The following is a 22276-nucleotide window of genomic DNA, read 5'->3' on the forward strand; positions in this document are numbered from 1 at the left end:
TCATGACGGACAAGAACAGCATCATCCGGCTCACGGCCGCCGAGACCGCCGAGAAGATCGCCTCCGGTGAGCTCACCGCCGTAGAGGTCACCGAGGCCCACCTGGCCCGTATCGACGCCGTGGACGAGAAGGTGCACGCCTTCCTGCACGTCGACCGCGAGGGCGCGCTGGCGCAGGCCCGCGCCGTCGACGAGAAGCGGGAGCGCGGTGAGAAGCTCGGCCCGCTCGCGGGTGTGCCGCTCGCGCTCAAGGACATCTTCACCACCAAGGGCGTGCCCACCACCGTGGGGTCCAAGATCCTCGAGGGCTGGATCCCGCCGTACGACGCGACGCTCACCAAGCGCCTCAAGGACGCCGACGTCGTCATCCTCGGCAAGACCAACATGGACGAGTTCGCCATGGGGTCGTCGACGGAGAACAGCGCCTACGGGCCCACCGGCAACCCCTGGGACCTCACGCGTATCCCCGGTGGCTCCGGCGGCGGGTCGAGCGCCGCGCTCGCCTCCTTCCAGGCCCCGCTCGCCATCGGCACGGACACCGGCGGCTCCATCCGCCAGCCGGCCTCCGTCACCGGCACGGTCGGCGTCAAGCCGACCTACGGCGGGGTGTCCCGTTACGGCATGGTCGCCTTCTCCAGCTCCCTCGACCAGGGCGGGCCCTGCGCCCGTACGGTCCTGGACGCGGCGCTGCTGCACGAGGTGATCGCCGGGCACGACCCGCTCGACTCCACGTCGATCGACGCGCCCGTCCCGCCGGTGGTCGAGGCCGCCCGCAACGGCAGCGTCGCCGGCATGCGCGTCGGCGTCGTCAAGCAGTTCCGCGGCGAGGGCTACCAGGCCGGTGTCATCCAGCGGTTCGACGAGTCCGTCGAGTTGCTGAAGGAGCTGGGCGCCGAGATCGTCGAGCTGGACTGCCCGTCCTTCGACCTCGCGCTGTCGGCGTACTACCTGATCGCGCCGTCCGAGTGCTCGTCCAACCTCGCCCGCTTCGACGGCCTGCGCTACGGCCTGCGGACCGGCGACGACGGCACGCGCTCCGCCGAGGACGTCACCTCCCTCACCCGTGAGGCGGGCTTCGGCGCCGAGGTGAAGCGCCGCGTCATGCTCGGCACGTACGCCCTGTCGAGCGGCTACTACGACGCGTACTACGGCTCCGCCCAGAAGGTCCGCACGCTCATCACCCGGGACTTCGAGAAGGCTTTCGAGCAGGTCGACGTGATCGTCTCCCCGACGACCCCGACGACCGCCTTCGCGATCGGCGAGCGCGCCGACGACCCGATGGCGATGTACCTGGCCGACCTGTGCACCATCCCGACCAACCTGGCGGGCAACGCGGCCATGTCGCTGCCCTGCGGGCTCGCGCCGGAGGACAACCTCCCGGTGGGCCTGCAGATCATCGCCCCGGCGATGAAGGACGAACGCCTCTACAAGGTCGGCGCCGCCGTCGAGGCCGCCTTCGTGGAAAAGTGGGGGCACCCGCTTCTCGAGGAGGCTCCGTCGCTGTGAGTAAGGCACTGTCCAAGGCCAAGGGCTTCAAGAAGTCCAAGTCCGGTATGTACCTGTCCATGGCCACCACCGCGTTCGGCGCGTTCGGTGTCGCGAAGCAGGCCAAGAAGGCCCGCCTCGAGCACGACACGCTGCGCCTGATCGACGCGGCCGTGTCCGCCGCCGCCATCGTCACCGGCCTCGCGATCCTCTACCGCGAGCTGAAGCGGCTGGGCGACGACGACGTCCTGCTGGGCTGAGAGGGAAGTTTCACCGTGACCACCACGATCGACCTGGTGTCGTACGAGGACGCGCTGGCGTCGTACGACCCCGTCATGGGCCTCGAGGTCCATGTCGAACTCGGCACCAAGACCAAGATGTTCTGCGGCTGCTCCACGGCGCTCGGCGCCGAGCCGAACTCGCAGACCTGCCCCACCTGCCTCGGCCTGCCCGGCGCGCTCCCCGTCGTCAACACGATCGGCGTGGAGTCCGCGATCCGGATCGGTCTCGCGCTGAACTGCGAGATCGCCGAGTGGTGCCGCTTCGCCCGGAAGAACTACTTCTATCCGGACATGCCGAAGAACTTCCAGACCTCCCAGTACGACGAGCCCATCGCCTTCAACGGCTACCTCGACGTGCAGCTGGAGGACGGCGAGACCTTCCGCGTGGAGATCGAGCGCGCCCACATGGAGGAGGACACCGGCAAGTCGACGCACGTCGGCGGTGCCACCGGCCGCATCCACGGCGCGTCCCACTCCCTGCTGGACTACAACCGGGCCGGCATCCCGCTGATCGAGATCGTCACCAAGCCGATCGTCGGCGCGGGCGAGCGCGCCCCCGAGGTGGCGAAGGCGTACGTCCGCGAGCTGCGCGAACTCATCCGGGCGCTCGGCGTGTCCGAGGCCCGTATGGAGATGGGCCAGATGCGCTGCGACGTGAACCTGTCGCTGATGCCCAAGGGCGCCGACAAGTTCGGCACCCGCTCGGAGACGAAGAACGTCAACTCGCTGCGGTCCGTGGAGCGCGCGGCCCGCTTCGAGATCCAGCGCCACGCCGCCGTCCTCAACAGTGGCGGCACGGTGATCCAGGAGACCCGCCACTTCCACGAGGACACCGGTTCGACGACCTCGGGCCGCACCAAGGAAGAGGCCGAGGACTACCGCTATTTCCCCGAGCCGGATCTGGTGCCCGTCGCACCTCCGCGCGCGTGGGTGGAGGAGCTGCGCGCCGCGCTGCCGGAGCTGCCCCTGGTGCGCCGCACCCGGCTGCTCGAGGAGTGGGGGATCTCCGCCACCGACATGCAGGCGATCCTGAACGCGGGTGCGCTGGACCCGATCGTCGCCACCATCGAGGCGGGCGCCGACTCGGCCTCCGCCCGCAAGTGGTGGATGGGCGAGCTCGCCCGGCACGCCAACGAGTCGGGCAAGGGCCTGGACGAGCTGTCCATCACACCGGAGCAGGTGGCCCGCGTCACCAAGCTCGTCTCCTCCGGTGACCTCAACGACAAGCTGGCCCGCCAGGTCATCGAGGGCGTCCTCGCGGGCGAGGGCACGCCGGACGAGGTCGTCGACAAGCGCGGTCTGAAGGTCGTCTCCGACGAGGGCGCCCTGACCACCGCCGTCGAGGAGGCCATCGCCGGCAACCCGGCCATCGCGGACAAGATCCGCGGCGGCAAGGTGGCCGCGGCCGGTGCGCTGGTCGGCGCGGTGATGAAGGCCACCCGTGGCCAGGCCGACGCCGCTCGCGTCAAGGAGCTGATCCTCGAGAAGCTGGGTGTCAGCGAGGGCTGAGAAACAGCCGCGGAACAATTGTCAGGGGCGGTCCATCGGGAGATGGGCCGCCCTTGTGCTGTTCAGCGAAATGAGCCGTTTAGCAAAACCTTATGTAGCAACAGAATGGAAGAGTTTGTTCCTGTGAATTGGGTCGCACTCATGTGACTAAACCCACGAAACCGGCAAACGATCTTTTCCGGCTGCGACAGTGGGGGTGTTGGTCATTCGTTCTTTGCGGGCTGTTCAGATCCCTCAGCGGCTGTTCCCGATCAAAGATCCACGAAACACCCCTCTCAGGGAGCTTGTCTGTGGCAGCCCTTGCCCGCTGGTGTGTGCGCAACCGTCTCGTCACCGTTCTGCTCTGGCTGATCGCCTTCTGCGGTGTCACCGCGGCCGCCGCCGCCACGGGTTCCGCGTACTCGAACGACTACGGCGTCCCCGGCACGGAGTCCAATCGCGCCGCCCGGCTGCTCGACCAGGGCTTTTCCGGTCTCAGCGGCGACAGCGACACCGTGGTCTGGCAGACCGGACCCGGCGGCGTACGCGCCGCCGACGTCGAGCAGACGATGACCCGCACCCTGGACAAGATCGCCGGCCTCCCCGGAGTCGTGGCCGTGACCAGCCCCTACCAGGGCGGCCACGACGGCCAGATCAGCCGCGACGGCCGCATCGCCTACGCCGGCATCACCTTCGACAAGGCGGCCGAGGACATCGGCAAGGGCGAGGCCAAGGCCGTGGTGGACACGGCGCAGTCCGCCGAGACCGACGGCCTGAAGGTCGTGCTCGGCGGCACCGCCGTCGGGTCCGCCGAGTCGCGGGGCGGGCACCTCGCCGAGATCGTCGGCGTGGCCGTCGCCGCCGTGGTCCTGTTCCTCGCCTTCGGTTCGCTGGCCGCGTCCCTGCTGCCCATCGCGACCGCGCTGATCGGCGTCGGTACCGCGTACTCCGGCATCGGACTGCTCGGGCACGCGATGACCGTCGCCGACTTCGCACCCATGCTCGGCATGCTCATCGGGCTCGGTGTCGGCATCGACTACGCGCTGTTCATCGTCACCCGGCACCGCCGCAGCCTGAAACGCGGCATCCCGGTGGCCGAGGCCGCCGAGGGCGCCGTCGCCACCACCGGACGGGCAGTGGTCTTCGCGGGCGCGACCGTGTGCATCGCGCTGCTCGGCATGCTGATCCTGCGGCTCGGCTTCCTCAACGGCGTCGCCGTCGCCGCCTGTCTGACCGTCCTGCTCACCGTGGCCGCGTCGGTCACCCTGCTGCCCGCCCTGCTCTCCTTCATCGGCCCGCGCGCACTCAGCAGGCGCGAGCGGCGCAGGCTGTCCGAGCACGGGCCGGAACCCGAGGTGCCGACCGGGCTCTCCGCCCGCTGGTCCGCGTTCGTCGAACGCCACCCCAAGAAGCTCGGTGCCGTCGCCCTGGCCGTGATGGCCCTGCTCGCGATACCCACGCTCTCCCTCCACCTGGGCACCTCCGACCAGGGCAACGACCCGAAGACGTCGACCACCCGGCAGGCGTACGACCTCATGGCCGAGGGCTTCGGGCCCGGCGTCAACGGTCCGCTCACCCTGGTGACCCACGTGAACGGCGGCGAGGACAAACTCGCGCTCGACAACCTCGGCAGCACGCTCGCCTCCACCCGCGGCGTCGCCTCGGTGACCCCGGTGACCTACAACACCGGCGGGGACACGGCCTACCTCACCGTCGTACCGGACTCCGCCCCGCAGTCGCAGCAGACCAGTGACCTGGTGGAGCGGCTCCGCTCCGACGTGCTGCCGCGTGCGGAGCAGGGCACGACGCTCGATGTGCACGTCGGGGGGATCACGGCCGCCTACGACGACTTCGCGAACGTGATCGTCGGCAAGCTGCCGCTGTTCGTGGGCGTGGTGATCGGCCTGGGCTGTGTGCTGCTCCTGCTGGCCTTCCGCTCCTTCGCCATCCCGCTGAAGGCCGCCGTGATGAACCTGGCCGCCGTCGCCGCCGCGTTCGGCGTGGTCGTCGCGATGTTCCAGTGGGGCTGGGGGAGCGAACTGATCGGCCTCGGCCGGGCCGGCCCGATCGAGCCCTTCCTTCCCGTGATCATGGTCTCCGTGCTCTTCGGGCTCTCCATGGACTACCAGGTGTTCCTGGTCAGCCGCATGCACGAGGAGTGGCTGGAGACCGGCGACAACCGCCGGGCGGTACGCGTCGGCCTCGCCGAGACCAGCCGGGTGATCAACTCGGCGGCCGTCATCATGATCTCCGTCTTCCTCGCCTTCGTGCTCAGCGGCGACCGCGTGATCGCGATGTTCGGCATCGCGCTCGCCTCCGCCGTCGCCCTCGACGCCTTCGTCCTGCGCACGCTCCTCGTCCCCGCCCTGATGCACCTCCTGGGCAGCGCCAACTGGTGGCTGCCGTCCTGGCTGGAGCGCAGGCTGCCGCGCATCTGCATCGAGCCGGCCCAGTGCCGTGAAACGATCCCGGGGCAGCGTGGCGACGAGGACGCACTGGTGGACGTACTGGTGAAGGAGCGGCAGCGGGATGTACGCGATATCCCTGGATGACGACGGGGCCGAACTGCGGCCGCTGGAGCCGTGGCACGCCGAGGAGTTCCTGGCCCACCTGGACCGGGGGCGGGACTTCATCACCGAGCACATCCCGTTCGGGGCGAACGCCACGGACGTCGGCTCCGCCCGGGAGATCCTGCAGACGTACGCCGACAAGCGCGCCGCGGACAGCGGAAGCCTGCACGGGCTGTGGCTGGACGGAAAGCTGGTCGGCGGCGTGCTCTTCCGCGTCTTCGACGCGGCGGGCGGGAACTGCGAGATCGGCTGCTGGCTGGAGCCCGCCGGGACCGGGCGGGGACTGATCACGCGCGCGGTGCGGGTGCTCATCGACTGGGCGGTTGACGAGCGCGGCATCCACCGTGTGGAGTGGTACGCGTCGTCCGCCAACACACCGAGCATCAATGTGGCGCGGCGGCTGGGCATGAGCCGCGACGGCGTGCTGCGGGAGAGCTACCTCTACCGCGGCGTACGTCAGGACACCGAGCTGTGGTCGGTGCTCGCGCCCGAGTGGCGGGCGGCACGCGCGAGCGGCGCCCGCGACGATCTTTAAGAGACCTCTCAGACAGCGTCCGTACGGTGCGAGGCATGGGAACCAAGACAGTTGACGAGGCCGGGGCCGTAAGCGGCGCCGAGGCGACGAAGGACGAGGAAAAGGTGCAGGTCACCGAGGCAGGCGAGACGGCCGGGGAGACGGTCGAGGAGCCCCAGGCCGAGCAGACGTCCGGCGGGAGCGCACCGCAGGCAGCCACCGGCGCGGGCCAGGGAGCGGGCGCGGTGGTCTCCGTCGCACTCGGCATAGTCTCCCTCACCGGCAGCTGGGTCGGCACCGTGGCGGCAGCCCGCGAGACCCTCGTGGGCCAGCTCGGGACGTCGTCCCAGGCGACCGTCGCCAAGCAGATCAAGGAGGTGTATGGCGACGCCTGGCACGCCACCGCTCTGTGGGGCGGCCTGTTCGCGCTCGTCGCGCTCCTTGTCGGCGTCGCGGTCCTGGCCCGTCCGGCGTTCGGAGTGCCGGGGAAGCCGCAGGCCGTCTGGATCAAGTCGGTCGCCTGGGGCGGCGTCGCCCTCGGCGTCATCGGGCTGCTCCTGGCCGTCCTCAAGTACACCGATCTTCTTTTCGGACTGCCGTCCGCCGGCTGAGCCGGCCGCAGTTCTCCGGGGTCCTAGGCCTTCCGTCCGATCCTTACGGAAGGCCTGGGGCCCCCTCCTGTTTCTAAGGCCCCCGCGGTTACCCCTTCTGAGGCCCCACGAGTGCGGAAGATGCGGCAGCCTCCCGATGTGGCGAACCCCCCTGTGACAGCAAGGTTGAGGTGTCGCGGCGATCGACGCCGCACACCGGTATCTCCAGGGGAAAGCTCATGTTCGAGTACGAGATCCACAAGATGCGCTCCGCCCAGCTGATCCGCCAGGCGGCCGACCACCGGCTCGGCCTCGAGGCCCGGCGCGCGCGGCGGGCCGCCCGCCGAGTTCACCGGGAACAGGCGCGGGAGGGCCAGAACCACAGTCAGGACCAGCGCCGGTCCCGCATGACCTTCGCCGCGTGAGCGCGCGGCAGCGGGGGCACGGCGACGCGCTCCCTGAGGACGGCCGCACGGGGGTCGGCCGACCACAGCCGAGCCCGGCGACGACGAAGGCCACCGTCCCGGCGGCCGCCCCGCGACGAGCCGGAGCGGCCACGCCCGCGCGGTCCGCGGCGCCCCACGCCTCCGATGAGCCGACCGACTCCGCCCGGGCCCAGAGCCCAGCGGGGCCGGCCGGCTTCCGGCCTGCGACGGAGGGGCCGGTGGGGTCTGCGGGGCCGCGGTCGGCGGGGGTCGGGTCTAGGGCTTCGGGGTCGCCGTCGGTGGGGGTCGGGTCTGCGGTGCAGCAGTCGCTCGGTCCTGCGGCCTCGGCGTCGCAGGCGGCCAGTATCGGGCCTGCGGCCCAGGCGCCGCAGGCGAACGGCCTCCAGCCTCCAGTGCAGCGGCCCGGCGGGCCCGCGGCTCCGGCGCCGCAGGCGAATGGCCTCCAGCCTCCAGTGCAGCGGCCCGGCGGGCCCGACGCCCCGGCGTCGCGGGCGGCCGGGATCGGGTCCGCGGTGCAGTGGCCGGTCGCGTCCGTGGCCCCGGCGTCGCAGTCGGCCGGGATCGGGTCCGCGGTGCAGTGGCCGGTCGCGTCTGCGGCCTCGGCGTCGCAATCGGCCGACTTCCGGCCTCCGGTGCAGCGGCCCGTCGGGCCCGCGGCCTCGGCGTCGCGGGCGGCGGGCATCCGGCCTCCGGTGCAGCGGCCCGGCGGGCCCGACGCCCCGGCGTCGCAGTCGACCGGCATCCGGCCTCCGGTGCAGCCGCCCGGCGGCCCCGACGCCGCGCCCGACGCCGCGTCCGGCGCCCCGCACGCGCGCCGAGGTCCGGCGAGCGCCGGCGGCGTTCCGGTGTCGCGCTCCGGCGTGCACGATTCACAACCCGCGATAATCGGTGCCGCGTTGTCACCGGCCCGTGTCATCCTCGGGAGCGTGGAGACCAGGTCCGTCAGCCCCGTGTTCGTCGGCCGCACCGACGAGTTGGGGATATTGCACGACGCGCTCGCCCGCGCGGCCGCCGGCGAGCCGAAGGCGCTGCTCGTCGCCGGCGAGGCAGGCGTCGGAAAGACCAGGCTGATAGAAGAGTTCGCGGCCGCGGCGATCCGCGCGGACGCGGTGGTGACGCTCGGCGGCTGCGTCGAGATCGGCGCCGAAGGACTGCCCTTCGCCCCGTTCTCCACCGCCCTGCGCTCCCTGCGGCGGCAGCTGCCCGAGGAACTCGCCGCGGCGGCCCACGGGCAGGAGGAGGAACTGGCCCGGCTGCTGCCCGAGTTGGGCGAGGCGCGTCGTGCGAACCGGGACGACGAGGAGGGCATGGCCCGCCTCTTCGAGCTCACCGCCCGCCTTCTCGAGCGGGTCGCCGCCCGCCGTACGGTCGTGCTCGCGCTCGAGGACCTGCACTGGGCCGACGCCTCCACCCGCCACCTGCTCGCCTATCTGGTCCGGACCCTGCGCAGCGGCCGTCTGGTCGTCGTCGCCAGCTACCGCTCCGACGACATCCACCGCCGCCACCCCCTGCGCCCCCTCCTCGCCGAACTCGACCGCCTGCGCACGGTCCGCCGTATCGAGCTCGGCCGCTTCAACCGCGCCGAGGTCGAACGCCAGATCGCCGGCATCCTGGCCGCCGAGCCCGACCCCGGCCAGGTCGACGAGATCTTCGCCCGCTCCGACGGCAACGCCTTCTTCGTGGAGGAACTGGCGGTGGCCGCCTGCGAGGGCTGCTGCACCGGCCTGACCGACTCCCTGCGCGACCTCCTCCTCGTCCGCGTCGAAAAGCTGCCCGAGGCCGCGCAGCGCGTGGCCCGGATCGTCGCCGAAGGCGGCTCCACCGTGGAGTACCGCCTCCTCGCGGCCGTCACCCGGCTCGCCGAGGACGACCTCATCGAAGCCCTGCGCGCCGCCGTCGGCGCCAACATCCTGCTCGCCACGCCGGACGGCGACGGCTACCGCTTCCGCCACTCCCTGGTCCGCGAGGCCGTCAGCGACGACCTGCTGCCCGGCGAGCGCTCCCGGCTCAACCGGCGGTACGCCGAGGCCCTCGAGGCCGACCCCACGCTCGTACCGGCCGACCAGCGCGCCCCCCGCCTGGCCAGCTACTGGTACCACGCGCACGACGCGGCAAAGGCCCTGCCCGCCGTCCTCGACGCGGCCGTCGTGGCCCGCCGCAGGCACGCGCACGCCGAGCAACTGGGACTGCTGGAGCGCGCGATGGAGCTGTGGGACATGGCTCCCGACGCCGTACGGGCCGCTCTGCGCCCCCTCGACCACGCCGAGGTCTACCCACCCTGCGGCTGCGACCCGGCGACCACGCCACTGCGCTATCTCGACCTGATGGCCGAGGCGGCCGTCGCGGGCCGGCTGTGCGGGGAGCGCGAGCGCGCACTGAAGATCACCAGGCGGGCGCTGCGACTGCTGGAGCCGGAGAAGGACCCCCTTCGCACCGCGTGGTTCTGGGTGCAGCGCTCACGGCTGGTACAGAACACGGCCCGGGGCGACGGCCGGGAGGAACTGGCCACCGCCCAGGAACTGGTGCGCGGACTGCCCCCGTCGGAGGTGCACGCCGAGGTGCTCGCCGCGGTGGCCAACTGGTCGATGGTGCACGTCCCCGGCGCGGAGGCGCTCTCGGCCGCCGAACGGGCCGTCGAATACGCGCACATGGTGGGCGCCCGCGACATCGAGCTGGGCGCCCGCCTCACCCTCGGCGGCCTCCTCGTCGACGCGGGTGACATCGACGCCGGACTCGCGCAGATGTACGAGGTCAAGGAGCAGGTCGCGGACCTCGGCAACACCTCCCTTGCGGGCCGCGTCCATGTGAACCTGCCCTCCCACCTGGAGGGCATCGGCCGCTCCCGCGAGGCCGTCGAGATCCTGCGCGAAGGGCTGGACCTCACCCGGAAGCTGGGACTGACCGATTCCGAGGCCTGGGCGTGGGCCAACCTCGGTGAGTCCCTCTACTCCGTGGGCCGCTGGGACGAGGCCGCCGAAGCCGCGCTCGCCTCGGAGCGCATCGGCCAGAGCGCGATACCCCGCGGCTTCCGCGCCGCCATCCACACGCATCTCGCGGTCGCCCGGGGCGACCTGGCCGAGGCGGAACGCCAACTGTCCGCGGCCCGCGCGTTCTTCGGCAACCGCGACAGACTGCCGCAGCACGAACTGCCGCTGCTGCGCGCCGCCATCGGGATCGCCGCCGGTGAGGGCCGCCTCGACGAAGCCCGTGCCGTACTCGACGACGCCCTGAGAGCCGGCTTCCCTCCGGGCACCCAGCGCCATGCCTGGCCGCTGCTGCTCGCCGCCGCCACCGCCGAGGCCGACGCCCTCGGGCTGCCCTCGGCCGAACCGGGCCGCGCCGCAGTCCTGGCACGGATCCGCGGCGCCGCCAAGGCGCTCACCACGAACGTGCCGCTGTGGCGTGCTCACGAACGCTGGGTCCGCGCCGAGCTGTTGCGCGCCGAGAACCGCGCCGAGCCGCACGACTGGTCCGAGGCGGTGACCGCGTTCGAGGCCCTGGGCCGCCCGTACGAACTGGCCCGTGTCCGGCACCGCCTCGCGGAGTCCCTGCTGGCCTCGGGCGACGGCCAGGACGGGCGTGCGCGGGCCGCCGAGCTGCTGCGGCTGGCCGGCGCGGTGGCCGAGCACCTCGGTGCCCGTCCGCTCGCCGAGGAGGTCGCCCTGCTCAGCCGGCGCGCCCGCCTGACCCTGACGGGCGCCGACCGGCCCGCCGCGCTCGATCCGGCCGAGTCCCTGGGGCTCACGAACCGGGAGCGTGACGTGCTCCGGCTGGTCGCGGCCGGCCGCAGCAACCGCCAGATAGCCGAGCAGTTGTTCATCTCCCCGAAGACGGCCAGCGTCCACGTCTCGAACATCCTGGCCAAACTGGGCGTCTCGGGCCGGGGCGAGGCGGCGGCGGTGGCCCACCGGCTGCGGCTGTTCCCGCCCGAGACATCCGCTGTCCAGGCGGCAGGCTGAGGTCTACGCTGTCCGGGACCGGGCCGAGGGAGGCGCCGTGTTCAACATGTTCGAGGAACTGTTCGCACCGGGCCGCAAGCACACCCACGACGAGCGCCAGCGCCTGGAACTGACCAGGGTGGATGTCACGGACGGCGATCCGGGCCAGGGCCCGATCGATCTGGCGTCGGGCCGGGTGGTCATACGCCTGAGACGCGCCTCCGCGGACGAGGAGACCGACTGAGCGGCACCGCCCGTCCTACGACACCTCCAGCTCGAGGATCCGGTCGTCGGTCTTCGAGGGCTCCCCGCGACCGTCCGTGTTGCTCGTCGTCAGCCATAGTTTGTTGCCGCCGGCCGAGACCACCGTGCGCAGGCGGCCGTAGCTGCCCTTCAGGAAGGCCTGCGGCGGCGCGGAGGCCTCCGTGCCCTTCAGCGGGATGCGCCACAGCCGTTGCCCGCGCAGGCCCGCCATCCAGAGCGAGCCCTCGGCGTAGGCGATCCCGCTCGGGGAGGCCTCGTCGGTGTGCCACTGGGCGATCGGGTTGTGGAACCTGGTGTCGGAGGACTTGCCCTCGGCGACCGGCCAGCCGTAGTTGTCGCCCGGCTTGATCGCGTTCACCTCGTCCCAGGTGTCCTGACCGAACTCGGAGGAGAACAGCCGCTGCTTGTCGTCCCAGGCGAGCCCCTGGACGTTGCGGTGGCCGTAGGAGTAGACGACCGAGTTCCCGAAGGGGTTGCCGGGTGCCGGTTCGCCTTCCGGCGTCATGCGCAGGATCTTGCCGCCCAGCGACTTCCGGTCCTGGGACAGGCCCCGGTCGCCCGACTCGCCCGTGCCCGCGTACAGCATCCTGTCCGGGCCGAACGCGATCCGCCCGCCGTTGTGGATCATCCCCTTCGGGATGCCCTTGAAGACCGTGTTCGGCGCCCCCAGTTGCTCACCGGCCGGCTTCTTCGTGTCGTACAGCATGCGTGCGATGCGGTTGTCCGAGTCCGTCGTGAAGTACGCGTAGACCAGGTGGTCGGAGGCGTAGTCGGGGGAGAGGGCGATGCCCAGCAGCCCGCCCTCGCCCGCGGCCGAGACACCGGGCACCGTGCCCAGCAGTGTCTTCCGTCCGGTCTTGTCGTCGATCCGCGTGATCGTGCCGTCGTCCCGGTCGGAGACCAGCAGTCCGCCGTCGGGCAGAGGGGCCAGGCCCCAGGGGGACTTGAGGTCCGCGGCCACCGTACGCACGACCCGTACCGATCCGGTGGCCGGCGGGGTCTGCTCGGCTCCCCGCCCCGACGCCGAGGACCCGGGCGCCGAAGCCCCGGGCGCCGAACCGCTCGAGGAGACGCTGTTCCCGCTGCCCGGGGTGTTCCCGCCCCCGGCGGAGCAACCGGCCGCCAGCAGCAGCGCGGACACGGCCGACACGGCCGTCACAGCTCGACGTCGCACGATCAAGGTCCCTTCGACGCGGTGCCCTCGTCCCTTTCCTACACCGCTCGCTCCCGAACGGTTCCCGGTACCGATCGAGAATCCACCGGTCGGTCGCATCCGGGCCGCCTTGGGCTCGGGCTCAGTCCCACGATCCCTGGGCCGGCGGCAGCCCCGCCAGCTCGGTCAGGTCCTCCGTGGTCAGGGTCAGCCCGGGCGCGGCCGCGTTCTGCGCGACCCAGCGCTCCTGCTTGGCGCCGGGCACCGGGACCACATGGCGGCCCTGTGCCAGCACCCAGGCCAGCGCCACCTGTGCGGGGGTGACCTCCTCGCCGTGCCGGTGGGCCACCCGCCTCAGGCCGGCCACGATCGGCTGGTTCTCCGCCATCATCTCGGCCGTGAAACGCGGGTGCCGGGCCCGCAGATCGTCGGGTTCGAAGCCCTCGCCCGGCGTCAGCGTGCCGGTCAGGAAGCCGTTGCCGAGGGGCATGGCGGCCAGGAAGCCGACCCCTCGTGTCGCGCACCACGGCAGCAGGGCGTCCAGAGCCTCCGTCGACCACACCGACAGCTCCGCCTCCACCGCGCTCACCGGGAACACCTGCTGCATCCGCTCCAGCTGGCGGACGGTGCCGTCGTACAGTCGCGCCCCGCTCTGCCGCCCGCCCCGCACGCCCACCGCACACAGTCCGAGCGCCCGCACCTTGCCCGCCCCCACCAGCTCGGCCATGGCGCCCCAGGTCTCCTCGACGGGGACCTCGGGGTCCGCACGGTGCAGTTGGTAGAGGTCGATCACGTCCGTCTGCAACCGCCGCAGCGAGGCGTCGCAGGCACGCTTCACATAGCCCGGGCGGCCGTCGGCGACGATGTGCTGCTCGCCCACCAGCAGGCCCACCTTGGTCGACACGAACGCGTCCGTGCGCCGCTTCTTCAGGACCCGGCCCACCAGCAGCTCGTTGGTGAACGGGCCGTACATGTCGGCCGTGTCGAGCAGCGTCATGCCCAGGTCGAGTGCCTGGTGCACCGTCCGCAGAGACTCCTCGCCGCGTCTGTGCGAGCCGGAGTACGCCCAGCTCATCGGCATGCACCCGAGTCCCACGGCCCCCACTTCGAGCGTTGCCGCGCCGATCGTCCTGCGCTCCACCTGCCCGCGCCCTCCCTTTCCCGCCACCCCAAACTAACCAATGCGGCAAGGGATCCTTCGCATAGCCTCCTGACCATGACTGCCGACGTTTGGCTTCCGTTCCGCACCGAAGAGATAGAGGGGCTCCCCGAGGGCCTCACCTACCGGTTCTGGGACGGCGATCCGGAGTTTCCCTCAGACCCCGCCGAGTGCGCCTTCTACGCCGTGCCCTATATGAAGGGCAGCGAGGTCGCCGTGCGGCCCATGGCGGCGATGAAATCCGTCCGCGTGGTGCAGACGCTGTCCGCGGGCGTCGACCACGTCGAGCCGGGACTCTCCCTGCTGCCCGGGGGAGTGCGGCTGTGCAACGCCCGCGGGGTGCACGACGCCAGTACCGCCGAGCTCGCGCTGACCCTGATCCTCGCCTCGCTGCGCGGGATCCCCGACTTCGTCCGGGGTCAGGACCGGGAGGAGTGGCGTGCCGGATTCCGCCCGGCGCTCGCCGACAAGTCGGTCCTCATCGTCGGGTACGGGGCCGTGGGCGCCGCCATCGAAGAGCGGCTCGTGCCGTTCGAGGTGGCGCGGGTGGCGCGCGTCGCGCGCCGTGAGCGCACAACGGCGCGCGGCCTCGTGCATCCCTTCACCCGATTGTCGGACCTTCTGCCCGAGGCGGATGTCGTGTTGATCGCCATGCCTCTCACGGAGGAGACGAGACGCCTGGTCGACGCGGACTTCCTGGCCCGGATGAAGGACGGGGCGCTGCTCGTGAACGTGGCGCGCGGAGGCGTGGTCGACACCGAGGCCTTGCTTGCCGAGCTGGAGGCCGGCCGCATCACGGCGGCCCTCGATGTCACGGACCCGGAACCGCTGCCGAAGGGGCATCCCCTCTGGCACGCGCCCGGTGTGCTCATCAGCCCTCATGTCGGCGGTCCCACTTCGGCGTTCTGGCCTCGCGTCAAGCGGCTCCTCAGTTCCCAGCTGAACCGTTTCGCACAGGGGGAACCCCTGGAGAACGTCGTCCTGACGACCGGCGCGTAGCGACGCGGGAGGGCGGGCGACGGGGTGGTTCGAGCCGTGCGCGCGGTCCGAACGGCGCATGATGCGAGCCAACTCCGGCGCCCGCGCGCGCGGCGACCAGGGGTCGCACGACCGGCGCACACGTCGCTCTCCGTTCGCTCCCCGTCTGCTTCCGGCACACTCCGCAGTTCTCCGTGCACGCAACGTGCGGTTATTTTCCCTGATCGTCACGGAGCGTAGAGACGCTATGTCCCTGAGTGACGATGCTGGTGTATCGTCCCGACAGGGGCAGCGCCGCGCACCGTTCGGCGCCGGGGACGGAACTTTCAGACATGCGAGGGGGGCGACAGACGATGCACGGCCTATGGACGAACGATCCGACGCGGCGGGGCCGCGGGCGGCGACCCTGGCGAGCGACGACGCGCAGACGGGGTCACGGTGGTCATCACCACCCGCGCAGGCACGGCGGCCGCAAAAGGCACTCCCATCCAACGCACCGGGCCCAGCGGGATCCGGCGGCGCCCCGGACCTGGAGGACCCGGTGAGCTCCCCCGGAGCACTGCTGGCCCGCCGTCCGGTGTCCGAAGGCCGGACGCGCGTGGTTCCGCAACTCGTCCTGGCCCTGGTCTGCGCGGGATACGCCGTCGGTGCCACGGTCGGCTGGGGCTCCCGGAGCGTCGCACTGTTCATGGGCGACTTCGGGCTGAGCGCCGCGGCCGGCGGCGCGTCGGTCTCCTGCCTCCTCTACGCCCGCCGCGGCCGCAGCAGATTCCGCCCCGCCTGGCTGCTGTTCGCCCTCTCCTCCCTCATGGCGGCGCTCGGCAACGGGGTCTGGGGCTGGTACGAGGTCGTCCTCGGCCGTCCCGTCCCCTCGCCGAGCTGCGCCGACCTGTTCTTCCTCTGCTTCGCTCCGCCCGCCATCGTTGGGCTGCTCGTGCTCGCCAAAAGGCCCGTCACCAAGGCGGGTTGGGTATGCCTCGCGCTCGACGCATGGCTCATCGGCGGCTCGCTGCTCACACTGGCCTGGAGCCTCGCGCTCGCCCAGGCGGCGAAGTTCGACGGGCCGAGCGTCGCACACACCGCGCTGTCGCTCGCCTACCCGCTGCTGGACATCGCCCTGATCAGCATGGTGGTCGCCCTCCACCTCCGGCGGTCGGCGGTCAACCGCTCCGCGGTCAACACCGCCATCGGCGCACTCGCGCTGACCGTGATGTGCGACGCGCTGTTCACCTCACCGCTGCTGCACAACAGCTACCACTCCGGCCAGCTGCTGGACGCGGGCTGGTTCTCCGGCTCGCTGCTGCTCGCGTACGCGCCCTGGGTCGGTGCCCGGCCCGGACAGCCCGAGGAAGACGGCCACGCGCGCGACGCGCACGAGCACGTACCGCAGCAGCGGCAGCCGGAACAGGCGAGAACGCCCCGCCGGGCGGAGTACACGTACGGGGTCACCGAGGAGCACCGCCCCTCACTCCCGCAGGACCCCGGGCCCGGCGGGCACCCGGCCGGGCCTCCGCAGGATCCCGACCGCTACCCGGCCACGCGCCCGATCTCCGGATCACTGGCCGCGCTCATGCCGTACCTGGCCGCCGCCGTCTGCACGCTGGGGATCCTCTACAACATCCTCAACGGCCACCGGGTCGACCGCGTGGTGCTCGTCACCGCGGGCGCCGTCGTCCTCGCGCTCGTCGTCCGCCAGGGCATCATGCTGCTGGACAACATCACCCTCGCCCAGGAACTCGCGCAGAAGGAGAACCACTTCCGCTCCCTGGTGCAGGGTTCCAGCGACGTCATCATGATCGCCGCGCCCAGCGGCATCCTCAGGTACGTCTCCCCGGCCGCGGCCGGCGTCTACGGCCGCTCCGCAGACGACCTCGTCGGCACCGAGCTCGCCGCCCTCATCCACCCCGAGGACCTGGGCTGCGTGGTGCACGAAGTGCGCCGCTTCCTCGCCGCCAGCCACATCGAGGAGCCCACCACCCGCATCGAGTGCCGCTTCAGGTCCGGCACCGGCGGCTGGCTCAACGTCGAGTCCACCGTCAACCGCCACGAGGGCGGACTGATCTTCAACAGCCGGGACGTGACCGAGCGAGTCCGCCTCCAGGCGCAGCTGCAGCACAACGCCGAGCACGACCCGCTCACCGACCTGCCCAACCGCGCCCTGTTCACCAAGCGCGTCCAGCAGGCACTGTCCGGCCGCCGCGCCTCCGACCGCGGCCCCGCCCTCCGCAATACGGCGGTTCTCTTCATCGACCTCGACGGCTTCAAGGCCGTCAACGACACGATCGGGCACCAGGCCGGGGACGAGCTGCTCGTCCAGGCCGCCCGCAGGCTCCAGGACGCGGTACGGCAGGGCGACACCGCCGCCCGGCTGGGCGGTGACGAGTTCGCGGCCCTGATCGTCGGCGACGGCAGCCGGGACCGCGCCGCGCGTGAACGCCACATCGTCGAGCTCGCCGACCGGCTCCGGGTCACCCTCTCGCAGCCGTACGACATCGACGGCAACGATGTCCGGGTGGCCGCGTCCATCGGTGTGGCCTTCGCCGAACCAGGCCTCGGCGCCGGCGAGCTGCTGCGCAACGCCGACCTCGCCATGTACCGGGCCAAGGCCGCGGGCAAGGGCCGTGTGCAGCTCTACGCGCCCCAGATGCAGCAGGACGTCGTACGCAAGGCCGAGCTCGCCACCCGGCTGCGGGCCGCGCTGCACGGCGACGAGTTCACTCTGCTGCACCAGCCGGTGGTGTCGCTCGAGCATGGCCGGATCGCGACGGTCAGTGCCCAGGCACGCTGGCGCTCCTCTCAGGGCGTGCTCTTCACCCCGATGGAGTTCCTGCGGGTCCCCGAGGACAGCGACAAGACCGCCGAGCTGGGCCGCTGGGTGCTGGAGGAGGCCGTCGAGCAGGCCGCAGAGCGCACCGCGGCGGGCCTGGCCGTACCCGTAGCCGTCCGGGTGAACGCCCGCCGGCTCCTCGACCGCTCGCTGCCACTCGGCTCCGTCGAGGCTCTGCTCACCCGCCACGGACTGGCCTCGGGCGCCCTGGTGATCGAGCTGTCCGACCCCGATCCCCGGGTCTGCCTGGACGAGCTGGAACGCAGACTCGGTGCGCTGCGAAGAATCGGCGTCCGTATCGCCCTGGACGGCTTCGGCAACGGCTACGCGGCCATCACGGCGCTGCGCAGGCTCCCCGTGGACGTACTGAAACTCGACCGCAGCCTGGTCGAGGGGGTCGTCGAGTCCGCGCGGCTGCACAAGATCACCAGCGGGCTGCTGCGCATCGCCACCGACCTGGGTCTGCAGTCGATCGCCGACGGCGTGGACCTGCCCGAGCAGGTCGTCGCGCTGCGCGCGATGGGCTGCACGCACGGTCAGGGCATGGCGTTCTCCGGACCGCTGGACGAGTACCGGCTGCGCCGGGCGCTGACGTCCGGCCACTACCCGGTTCCGCACGGCCCCGCGGAGCCGGCCTTCGCCGGAGGGGCCCCCGAGGTGTACACCAGTGGTGTGCCTGCCGTTTTCGGAGGCGGGACGGGCCTACGCTCACATAATGAGACTCCTGTCCCACCCACTTGACAGTGACGGCGTGCCGGGGGGAGGGTCAGTGTCATGCGCTCCCGAATTCTCGTACTTGGACAGCGCGTCGGCTGAGCTGGGACCCACCGGAAATGAACCGGAACACCCAGCGACCACACCCGGCGCGCTCCCCTCGCTTGCCCAACGGCACGAGGGGTTTTTTGTTGCACACGCACCAGTCGAACAACGCCCAAACCTCGCAAAAACCCTCAGCATCGAGAAGAGAATGCCGATGACCGAGCAGGCCACCGGGGCCCATCACCCGCAGCCCCGGCCCCGATCCGGAGGCCATCCGTCTGCCCCCGAGCACGTCACGGGTGCGCAGTCCCTCATCCGCTCGCTCGAGGAGGTCGGCGCCGAGACGGTATTCGGCATTCCCGGCGGTGCGATCCTTCCGGCGTACGACCCGCTGATGGACTCCACGCGGGTGCGGCACGTGCTGGTGCGGCACGAGCAGGGCGCCGGCCACGCGGCCACGGGTTACGCGCAGGCCACCGGCAGGGTCGGCGTCTGCATGGCGACCTCGGGACCCGGCGCCACCAACCTGGTCACCCCGATCGCGGACGCGCACATGGACTCGGTGCCGCTGGTCGCGATCACCGGGCAGGTCGCCTCCAAGGCGATCGGCACGGACGCGTTCCAGGAGGCCGACATCGTCGGCATCACGATGCCGATCACCAAGCACAACTTCCTGGTGACCAAGGCCGAGGAGATCCCCCGGACCATCGCGGAGGCCTTCCACATCGCCTCCACCGGCCGCCCGGGACCGGTCCTGGTCGACATCGCCAAGGACGCCCTGCAGGCGCAGACCACCTTCAGCTGGCCGCCCGTCATGGACCTGCCCGGCTACCGCCCGGTCACCAAGCCGCACGCCAAGCAGATCCGCGAGGCCGCCAAGCTGATCACCTCCGCGAAGCGCCCCGTCCTCTACGTCGGCGGCGGCGTCCTCAAAGCCGGGGCCACCGCCGAGCTGAAGGTCCTCGCTGAACTCACCGGAGCGCCCGTCACCACCACCCTGATGGCGCTCGGCGCATTCCCCGACAGCCACCCGCTGCACGTGGGGATGCCGGGCATGCACGGTGCGGTCACCGCCGTCACCGCGCTGCAGAAGGCCGACCTGATCGTCGCCCTCGGAGCCCGTTTCGACGACCGCGTCACCGGCAAGCTGGACAGCTTCGCCCCGCACGCCAAGATCGTCCACGCCGATATCGACCCCGCCGAGATCGGCAAGAACCGTGCCGCGGACGTGCCGATCGTCGGTGACGCCCGCGAGGTCATCGCGGACCTGATCCAGGCCGTGCAGCGGGAGCACAGCGAGGGCCACAAGGGCGACTTCACCGCCTGGTGGACCGATCTGGACCGCTGGCGCCGCACGTACCCGCTCGGCTACGACTTGCCCGAGGACGGCTCGCTGTCCCCGCAGCAGGTCATCGAGCGCATCGGACAGCTCGCGCCCGAGGGCACGATCTTCGCGGCGGGCGTCGGCCAGCACCAGATGTGGGCCGCGCACTTCATCCAGTACGAGAAGCCCGCCACCTGGCTGAACTCCGGCGGCGCCGGAACGATGGGCTACGCGGTGCCGGCCGCGATGGGCGCGAAGGCCGGCGCCCCGGACCGCGCGGTCTGGGCGATCGACGGCGACGGCTGCTTCCAGATGACCAACCAGGAGCTGACCACCTGCGCCCTGAACAACATCCCGATCAAGGTCGCCATCATCAACAACGGCGCCCTCGGGATGGTCCGCCAGTGGCAGACCCTCTTCTACAACCAGCGGTACTCCAACACGGTGCTGCACTCGGGCCCGGCCGGCCTGAACGGCAGCTCCGCCGAGGGCCCCGCCAAGCAGCCGAGCGCGGGCACCCGCGTCCCCGACTTCGTGAAGCTGTCGGAGGCCATGGGCTGCTATGCGATCCGCTGCGAGTCCCCGGCGGACCTCGACAAGGTCATCGAAGAGGCGAACTCCGTCAACGACCGTCCGGTCGTCGTCGACTTCATCGTCCACGAGGACGCGATGGTCTGGCCGATGGTCGCGGCCGGCACCTCCAACGACGAGATCATGGCCGCGCGGGACGTCCGTCCCGACTTCGGCGACAACGAGGACGACTGAGAGAGCTGAGTGAGAACCATGTCCAAGCACACCCTCTCGGTCCTGGTCGAGAACACGCCCGGCATCCTCGCCCGGATCGCCGCCCTGTTCTCCCGTCGCGGCTTCAACATCGACTCGCTCGCGGTCGGCGTGACCGAGCACCCCGACATCTCCCGCATCACCATCGTCGTGAACGTCGAGGACCTGCCGCTCGAACAGGTCACCAAGCAGCTCAACAAGCTCGTCAACGTCCTGAAGATCGTCGAACTGGAGCCGACGCAGGCCGTCCAGCGTGAACTCGTTCTGGTGAAGGTGCGCGCCGACAACGAGACGCGCTCCCAGATCGTCGAGATCGTCCAGTTGTTCCGCGCCAAGACCGTGGACGTCTCCCCGGAGGCCGTCACCATCGAGGCCACCGGCAGCAGCGACAAGCTGTCCGCCATGCTCAAGATGCTGGAGCCGTACGGCATCAAGGAGCTGGTCCAGTCCGGCACGATCGCGATCGGTCGCGGCGCGCGCTCGATCACGGACCGTTCCCTGCGCGCCCTCGACCGGTCGGCCTAGCGGTCGCGGAGGATTCCCGTACGACCGGATACGGGTGGGCCGGCGACCCGCCGCCCGCCCGTATCCCGAGACCCCGAAACGTCACTTCCCCCACCGGCATACGGTGGACGCAACACCTGCACACCAAGGAGAGAACCCAAAGTGGCCGAGCTGTTCTACGACGCTGACGCCGACCTGTCCATCATCCAGGGCCGCAAGGTCGCGGTCATCGGCTACGGCAGCCAGGGCCACGCCCACGCGCTGTCGCTGCGGGACTCGGGCGTCGACGTGCGCGTCGGTCTGCACGAGGGCTCCAAGTCCAAGGAGAAGGCCGAGGAGCAGGGCCTGCGCGTGGTGACCCCGTCGGAGGCCGCCGCCGAGGCCGACGTCATCATGATCCTGGTGCCGGACCCGATCCAGGCCCAGGTCTACGAGGAGTCCATCGCCCCGAACCTGAAGGACGGCGACGCGCTGTTCTTCGGCCACGGCTTCAACATCCGCTTCGGCTTCATCAAGCCCCCGGCCGGCGTGGACGTGTGCATGGTCGCCCCGAAGGGCCCGGGCCACCTGGTGCGCCGGCAGTACGAGGAGGGCCGCGGCGTGCCCTGCATCGTCGCCGTCGAGCAGGACGCCTCGGGCAACGCCTTCGCGCTGGCCCTGTCGTACGCCAAGGGCATCGGCGGCACCCGTGCCGGCGTCATCAAGACGACCTTCACCGAGGAGACCGAGACCGACCTCTTCGGCGAGCAGGCCGTGCTGTGCGGTGGCACCACCGCGCTGGTCAAGGCGGGCTTCGAGACGCTGACCGAGGCGGGCTACCAGCCGGAGATCGCGTACTTCGAGTGCCTGCACGAGCTGAAGCTGATCGTGGACCTCATGTACGAGGGCGGCCTGGAGAAGATGCGCTGGTCGATCTCCGAGACCGCCGAGTGGGGCGACTACGTCACCGGTCCGCGCATCATCACCGACGCCACCAAGGCCGAGATGAAGAAGGTCCTCGCGGAGATCCAGGACGGCTCGTTCGCCCAGAACTGGATGGACGAGTACCACGGCGGTCTGAAGAAGTACAACGAGTACAAGCAGCAGGACTCCGAGCACCTGCTGGAGACCACCGGCAAGCAGCTGCGCAAGCTGATGAGCTGGGTCGACGAGGAGGCCTGAGCCTCATGCCCGAGGGGCCGGTGCCGTTCGCTCCGGCCCCTTCGGCGAACCAG

At 71.2% G+C, this 22276-nt stretch carries 16 protein-coding genes; 14 read left to right on the top strand and 2 right to left on the bottom strand.

Annotated elements, in window-relative coordinates; genetic code table 11:
- Positions 1-2: 2 nt before the first annotated feature.
- From gatA to ABZ904_RS12020, 9 genes are all read left to right on the top strand, one after another.
- Positions 3-1505 carry an Asp-tRNA(Asn)/Glu-tRNA(Gln) amidotransferase subunit GatA gene (gatA, locus tag ABZ904_RS11980; protein ID WP_359394990.1) on the top strand — a complete coding sequence of 501 codons (1503 nt, stop codon included), beginning with the start codon at positions 3-5 and terminating at the stop codon, positions 1503-1505.
- Positions 1502-1744 carry a hypothetical protein gene (locus ABZ904_RS11985; RefSeq protein ID WP_359394987.1) on the top strand — a complete coding sequence of 81 codons (243 nt, stop codon included), beginning with the start codon at positions 1502-1504 and terminating at the stop codon, positions 1742-1744. Before gatA ends, ABZ904_RS11985 begins: the two co-directional genes overlap by 4 nt.
- A gap of 15 nt (positions 1745-1759) precedes the next feature.
- The gene (gene gatB / locus ABZ904_RS11990) at positions 1760-3274 is read left to right on the top strand and encodes an Asp-tRNA(Asn)/Glu-tRNA(Gln) amidotransferase subunit GatB (RefSeq protein ID WP_359394985.1); all 1515 of its coding nucleotides are present in this window, start codon (positions 1760-1762) and stop codon (positions 3272-3274) included.
- A gap of 290 nt (positions 3275-3564) precedes the next feature.
- Positions 3565-5805 carry an MMPL family transporter gene (locus ABZ904_RS11995; RefSeq protein WP_361822777.1) on the top strand — a complete coding sequence of 747 codons (2241 nt, stop codon included), beginning with the start codon at positions 3565-3567 and terminating at the stop codon, positions 5803-5805.
- Positions 5783-6358: a GNAT family protein gene (locus ABZ904_RS12000; protein ID WP_360997773.1), complete on the top strand. Its 576-nt coding sequence runs from the start codon at positions 5783-5785 to the stop codon at positions 6356-6358. The genes ABZ904_RS11995 and ABZ904_RS12000 overlap by 23 nt, the downstream gene beginning before the upstream one ends.
- 35 nt (positions 6359-6393) lie before the next feature.
- Positions 6394-6948: a hypothetical protein gene (locus ABZ904_RS12005; protein WP_359394981.1), complete on the top strand. Its 555-nt coding sequence runs from the start codon at positions 6394-6396 to the stop codon at positions 6946-6948.
- 218 nt (positions 6949-7166) lie between these two features.
- Complete coding sequence (locus ABZ904_RS12010) at positions 7167-7352, top strand: hypothetical protein (RefSeq protein ID WP_359394978.1); 186 nt, start codon at positions 7167-7169, stop codon at positions 7350-7352.
- Positions 7353-8287: 935 nt separating this feature from the next.
- Positions 8288-11332 (top strand): AAA family ATPase, encoded by a 3045-nt coding sequence (locus ABZ904_RS12015; RefSeq protein ID WP_361822875.1) that lies wholly within the window; start codon positions 8288-8290, stop codon positions 11330-11332.
- Between the two features lie 46 nt (positions 11333-11378).
- The gene (locus tag ABZ904_RS12020) at positions 11379-11555 is read left to right on the top strand and encodes a DUF6191 domain-containing protein (RefSeq protein WP_359395113.1); all 177 of its coding nucleotides are present in this window, start codon (positions 11379-11381) and stop codon (positions 11553-11555) included.
- 15 nt (positions 11556-11570) lie between these two features.
- On the opposite strand, the gene ABZ904_RS12025 is transcribed toward ABZ904_RS12020, so the two are convergent.
- Both ABZ904_RS12025 and ABZ904_RS12030 read right to left on the bottom strand, forming a co-directional pair.
- Positions 11571-12755 carry a PQQ-dependent sugar dehydrogenase gene (locus ABZ904_RS12025; protein WP_361822782.1) on the bottom strand — a complete coding sequence of 395 codons (1185 nt, stop codon included), beginning with the start codon at positions 12753-12755 and terminating at the stop codon, positions 11571-11573.
- 115 nt (positions 12756-12870) lie between these two features.
- Positions 12871-13869, bottom strand: coding sequence for an aldo/keto reductase (locus tag ABZ904_RS12030; RefSeq protein ID WP_361822784.1), 999 nt, complete (start codon positions 13867-13869; stop codon positions 12871-12873).
- Positions 13870-13944: 75 nt separating this feature from the next.
- Between ABZ904_RS12030 and ABZ904_RS12035 the strand changes: the two genes are divergently transcribed.
- The 5 genes from ABZ904_RS12035 to ilvC all read left to right on the top strand — a co-directional run bounded on the left by ABZ904_RS12035 (position 13945) and on the right by ilvC (position 22223).
- A complete protein-coding gene (locus ABZ904_RS12035) occupies positions 13945-14886 on the top strand; it encodes a 2-hydroxyacid dehydrogenase (RefSeq protein WP_359394971.1) in 942 nt (313 codons plus the stop codon).
- A 520-nt stretch (positions 14887-15406) separates the two neighbouring features.
- Complete coding sequence (locus ABZ904_RS12040) at positions 15407-18433, top strand: EAL domain-containing protein (protein WP_359394969.1); 3027 nt, start codon at positions 15407-15409, stop codon at positions 18431-18433.
- A gap of 226 nt (positions 18434-18659) precedes the next feature.
- Positions 18660-20540: an acetolactate synthase large subunit gene (locus ABZ904_RS12045; protein ID WP_359394966.1), complete on the top strand. Its 1881-nt coding sequence runs from the start codon at positions 18660-18662 to the stop codon at positions 20538-20540.
- A gap of 18 nt (positions 20541-20558) precedes the next feature.
- Positions 20559-21083, top strand: a complete 525-nt coding sequence (gene ilvN, locus ABZ904_RS12050; protein ID WP_359394964.1) for an acetolactate synthase small subunit — start codon at positions 20559-20561, stop codon at positions 21081-21083.
- A gap of 141 nt (positions 21084-21224) precedes the next feature.
- Positions 21225-22223 (top strand): ketol-acid reductoisomerase, encoded by a 999-nt coding sequence (gene ilvC / locus ABZ904_RS12055; RefSeq protein WP_359394961.1) that lies wholly within the window; start codon positions 21225-21227, stop codon positions 22221-22223.
- The last annotated feature ends 53 nt before the right edge of the window (positions 22224-22276 follow it).

The sequence above is a fragment of the Streptomyces sp. NPDC046900 genome (genome assembly GCF_040644975.1).
Lineage (GTDB): Bacteria > Actinomycetota > Actinomycetes > Streptomycetales > Streptomycetaceae > Streptomyces.

Bases quoted from the DNA above. Each gene is read 5' to 3' on its own strand.
- ilvN (WP_359394964.1), top strand. From the start codon at position 20,559: ATGTCCAAGCACACCCTCTCGGTCCTGGTCGAGAACACGCCCGGCATC.
- ABZ904_RS12035 (WP_359394971.1), top strand. From the start codon at position 13,945: ATGACTGCCGACGTTTGGCTTCCGTTCCGCACCGAAGAGATAGAGGGG.
- ABZ904_RS12005 (WP_359394981.1), top strand. From the start codon at position 6,394: ATGGGAACCAAGACAGTTGACGAGGCCGGGGCCGTAAGCGGCGCCGAG.
- ABZ904_RS12045 (WP_359394966.1), top strand. From the start codon at position 18,660: ATGCCGATGACCGAGCAGGCCACCGGGGCCCATCACCCGCAGCCCCGG.
- ABZ904_RS12010 (WP_359394978.1), top strand. From the start codon at position 7,167: ATGTTCGAGTACGAGATCCACAAGATGCGCTCCGCCCAGCTGATCCGC.
- ABZ904_RS12020 (WP_359395113.1), top strand. From the start codon at position 11,379: ATGTTCGAGGAACTGTTCGCACCGGGCCGCAAGCACACCCACGACGAG.
- ABZ904_RS12000 (WP_360997773.1), top strand. From the start codon at position 5,783: ATGTACGCGATATCCCTGGATGACGACGGGGCCGAACTGCGGCCGCTG.
- gatA (WP_359394990.1), top strand. From the start codon at position 3: ATGACGGACAAGAACAGCATCATCCGGCTCACGGCCGCCGAGACCGCC.